The sequence below is a fragment of the Nostoc sp. genome, from assembly GCF_035638895.1.
In the GTDB taxonomy this organism is placed as follows: domain Bacteria; phylum Cyanobacteriota; class Cyanobacteriia; order Cyanobacteriales; family Nostocaceae; genus Nostoc.
In genome coordinates this window covers 1-4,051 of record NZ_DASQZC010000278.1, presented here as the reverse complement: position 1 = coordinate 4,051, position 4,051 = coordinate 1, and the positions used below count along the sequence as shown (strand labels likewise).

Below are 4,051 nucleotides of genomic sequence, written 5' to 3'. Positions count from 1 at the left end.
GTAAAACGCTTAAAATTATCTAAATTTTCAGAAGCTCAACAACAGGTTGAAGAATTGCAAGCCCAGTTGATGACGGGTAAAGCAGCACAAGATGAATTAGATAGTCTGTTGAAATCAGGGGTTTTACCAAAAGCTGTTTATGAAGAGATGCGGTCAGCTTATCAGGTGCGAATTGCTGGTGCAGAAAAGACACTGCGGGAACTTTATAATCGTCGCCCTGATGAGGTGGAAGGTGGAAGTGGCAAGAGCAGTAAGCTTGAAGCCATTCGCCGACGTTTACTCTTGGCAGAAAAAGGAGCGCTCAATGAGGCAATGCGGAAGCGAATTCTCTCGGAAGAAATTGTGCGCGGGCGGATACAAAATCTTGATGAACAATTGTTGAAGCTTGAAGATGATTAGGGATTGGGAACTGGGGATAGTCTAAGCTTTGTCGATGAACCTCTGAGCTTCATGAGTGAACCTTTGAGCTTCGTCGATGAACCTCTGAGCTTCGTGAGTGAACCTTTGAGTTTTGTCGATGAACCTCTGAGCTTCGTAAGTGAACCTTTGAGCTTTGTCGATGAACCTTTGAGCTTCGTGAGTGAACCTTTGAGCTTTGTCGATGAACCTCTGAGCTTCGTGAGTGAACCTCTGAGTTTTGTCGATGAACCTCTGAGCCTTGACTGATTAGAATTTGCTGCCTTTAGTTAGATATTCAATCTCTGACTCAATGAATGCATTCCCATACGGAGCATGGGAACAAGAAAACGGGGAAAAACTTAATTACGAATTACGAATTATTTTAAAAGCGATCGCTTCTCGTTATTTTGATTTTTAATAACCCTACCAGGACTGATAAAAGAAATTCCTTGTTGAAAGTCAGTACCAATCATGACTGCCTCTACTATCGGTTCGGATATTTCTGTTTGGGCTACCCACTCGACAATAAAGTTTGCACCTAAACCTCCAGTGGTGTCATTTCTCTTTATAAAAAAGTCTGTAGAAGCTAGGGCATCAACTTGAATAGGGCGCTCTAAATATTCTTTAACTAGTTTCCCTTCTGAGTTATAGTAGCGCACAGAAGTAATGACGATCGCATTGGTCAAATCTGTATTCCGAATACTTAGCGTAACTGCTAACTCGAAAATCTCCTGCCGATTGTGATGATAGATATGAGAGTAGACAGGAACATAAACAGTTTGACCGCTTGCTATCTTAAAATTCTTATCCAGTGTCACTATTTTTTGGGATGGGGTTGCTGGAATGGCATCGGGTTGTGACTTTGGTGGAATTTCGGGTGATTGACAAGATGCAAGAAAAATAATAGCGATCGCTAAATAAATATATCGATACAGCTTCATCAAAACTATTTACACCAATTTTTTATTATATATGTAGCTAACCCCACCTAATAAAGAGTTTAGCTAAGAACTACGCTCAACATTTTTGTTCAATAAAATCAATGACTTGATGTAAACATCCTGGTTTAGTCACAATCAGCACAGTTGAATGAGGTTCCAGTATTGTACTACCGTTAGGAATCATCAAATCTTCGTGGGGATGGGGTTGATAGCCAATAATTAGCGAACCACTAGGAAACTGGGAATCCTGAGCAATTTCGGCAACGCTACGACCAGCAACATAGCAATTATTGGGGATGGAAAGTTTCAGAACCTCAATTTGTCCCTGCTCAAAATGCATCATTGATTCCACTTGCGGATATTCAATAGCATTCACCATTGTTGAAACTGATAGTTCAACAGTACTGATAATATGGTTAGCTCCAGCGATACGTAACGGTTCAGCAAAATCTGGGTGGCGCATCCGACTCAAAATATGGGTGACACCGTAATGTTTTGCAAGAGTCACCATTGCCAAGTTTAAGGCATCACTTCTCAGAACAGCTGCCAAGGAACCGGCTTTGCGAATCCCCGCTTCTAACAATACTTCTGTACTTACAGCACTGCCTTCAAAAGCCATTGCTCCTACTTGTTCACGGGCATAGCGGCAAGCGATAGGGTCAATGTCAATTACGGCAACAGTATGTCCTAGTTCTACCAGTTTTTGCGCCAAACTTAAGCCCACTAAGCCTGCACCACCAATTAGTACGTACATGTATATTCTTGATGCTCTCTTTGACTTCCTATTCCACTTTACAACTTAGCAAAGGAATGAAAGTGTAGCTTGTATGGAGATACTTTCAACCACTGGATAAGCAGACTTGGCAATGAGGCCAACTACTTTTATGCTTTCAACAAGCTTTGGCGACGACTAGCCCACCAAGCAAATGCAGCACCAGTTACAAACATTAGCAGACTATAAATTGCCCCAGGAATGGCCATTGTAGGACTATTCAGCAGCGTAGGTGTAGAAGCGATCGCGATCGCCAGAGTCCCATTTTGAATTCCTACTTCTATTGTAATTGCCGTGACGCTTTTTTCTCCTAATCTGTTTAAGGTTGCGATCGCAAAACCTAAAGCCATTGCTACCACATTCAAAACCAGAGTTGCCCAGCCCACATCTATTACATAAGAAATAAAATTATTCCGTTCTCTCAGAAACACTCCAGTAATTACCACCGCCAGGAAAAATAAAGACAGCCACTTCACAGGTTTATCTGCCTTGTCTGCCAATCCGGGTGCATACCGCTTGGCTATCATCCCAATTACTACAGGTAGAAGTGTAATCACCGCAATCTGCAAAACAGTACTTAAGAAAGGTAACTGTAGCGTTGTTCCTTCTCCCAAAAATCTCTGCATTGACAAATTTACTACCAGAGGAATCGTAAAAACCGAAATAAAACTACTAATAGCTGTTAGTATCACAGAAAGAGCAACATCACCCCCAGCCAAAAACGTAATCATATTAGAAGTAGCGCCACCGGGACAGGCTGCTAAAATCATTACGCCTACCGCTAATTGTGGGTCAAGGGGAAACACTGATGCAATGCCAAAGCCCACAATCGGCAACATGATCAACTGCGCCACAGAGCCAATCACCACCGCTTTGGGATAAATTACAACTTGCTTGAAGTCTTCTAAGGTCAAGGTTAACCCCATGCCTAACATGATAATAAATAGAGCCAGTGGCAGAAAAACAGCCGTCAAAAAATTTGTTTCCATCCTTAACCCGTGTTGCTAACAATAAAACTGCCTCTGGATTGTACCGTGTTGCCGTTAAAATTTTAGTTGAAGAACTGTAATAGGTTTACATAAGTAGTTGGACAAAAATATTTACAGTCATTGCGAGCGGAGCGTTCGCGGAGCGTCTCGTTGGCGCAGCCTCTCGTAGAGAAGAGAAGCAATCCCAACCCTTGCGATTGCTTCATTACGCTTCTCTACGAGACGCTACCGCGAACGCTTCATTCGCAATGACATTGTGTAATTAATTCTGTCCAAGTACTTAAATCGCCAGCTATTTGTGAAGCGCCTGCTGAAAAGTTTTGATGGCATCAACATGATTCACCATATTAATGCAGCGTAAAAACAAATCCAGATCGATACCTTTAACCTCCTCACTACTGGAAACCCTTTCATAGTGAAGTGCGTTACCTTCTTTTTGCAAGTGATGAACTTCTAACACTCCATCTTCCCAGAACCACACTTCTGGAATCAAGAGCCGTTTGTATGCCTCCAGTTTGTTGATACCGCCACTGGTAAACACCACCTCAATCGCCAAATCGGGACGCACTCGACCAGGAGCAAGTTTATAAGATTCATCCGCCTCTCGCTTGACAGCACCCGATTCACTTTCTAAGGTCATTGACCCAGTTGGAGTAAAGTCAAACCCTGCCATGAGCAGGTACAGTTCTAACAATGCGGCAATTCTCTTCTTAACAGTTTCGTGGGGTTCTCCAGGCATTCTTCGGATCTCCAAAACGCCATCCAGAAAAGACAGGCGATATCCTGGACGGTCTAATAACTGCTCAACTGCTTTGAATTCTCTCCAAGTCAGTCCTTCAAACAAAAGGGGTGATTCTTTTGTGGGTGTAGCGATCGCTGCTGGGGTCATAAAAGTCTCCAGTCTGTTTCTAAATGAGAAATAATCAGTTTTGGAGGGCAGTTTGTTAATT

The 4,051-nt window shown here is 42.6% G+C and carries 5 protein-coding genes and 1 pseudogene; 2 read left to right on the top strand and 4 right to left on the bottom strand.

The features are described from left to right. Positions 1–399: pseudogene (locus VE944_RS13360) on the top strand (cation:proton antiporter); the annotation flags it as partial. A gap of 51 nt (positions 400–450) precedes the next feature. After that, the gene (locus VE944_RS13355) at positions 451–666 is read left to right on the top strand and encodes a hypothetical protein (protein WP_324977730.1); all 216 of its coding nucleotides are present in this window, start codon (positions 451–453) and stop codon (positions 664–666) included. Between the two features lie 110 nt (positions 667–776). Here VE944_RS13355 and VE944_RS13350 read toward each other — a convergent pair whose 3' ends face one another. The 4 genes from VE944_RS13350 to VE944_RS13335 all read right to left on the bottom strand — a co-directional run. Further along, a complete protein-coding gene (locus tag VE944_RS13350) occupies positions 777–1,340 on the bottom strand; it encodes a DUF3124 domain-containing protein (protein ID WP_324977729.1) in 564 nt (187 codons plus the stop codon). Positions 1,341–1,416: 76 nt separating this feature from the next. After that, positions 1,417–2,094, bottom strand: a complete 678-nt coding sequence (locus VE944_RS13345; protein ID WP_229472789.1) for a potassium channel family protein — start codon at positions 2,092–2,094, stop codon at positions 1,417–1,419. A gap of 128 nt (positions 2,095–2,222) precedes the next feature. Continuing rightward, positions 2,223–3,101, bottom strand: a complete 879-nt coding sequence (locus VE944_RS13340) for a bile acid:sodium symporter family protein (protein WP_324977725.1) — start codon at positions 3,099–3,101, stop codon at positions 2,223–2,225. Between the two features lie 292 nt (positions 3,102–3,393). Then, a partial coding sequence (locus tag VE944_RS13335; protein WP_324977723.1) for a Uma2 family endonuclease occupies positions 3,394–4,051 on the bottom strand: 658 nt, incomplete at its 5' end.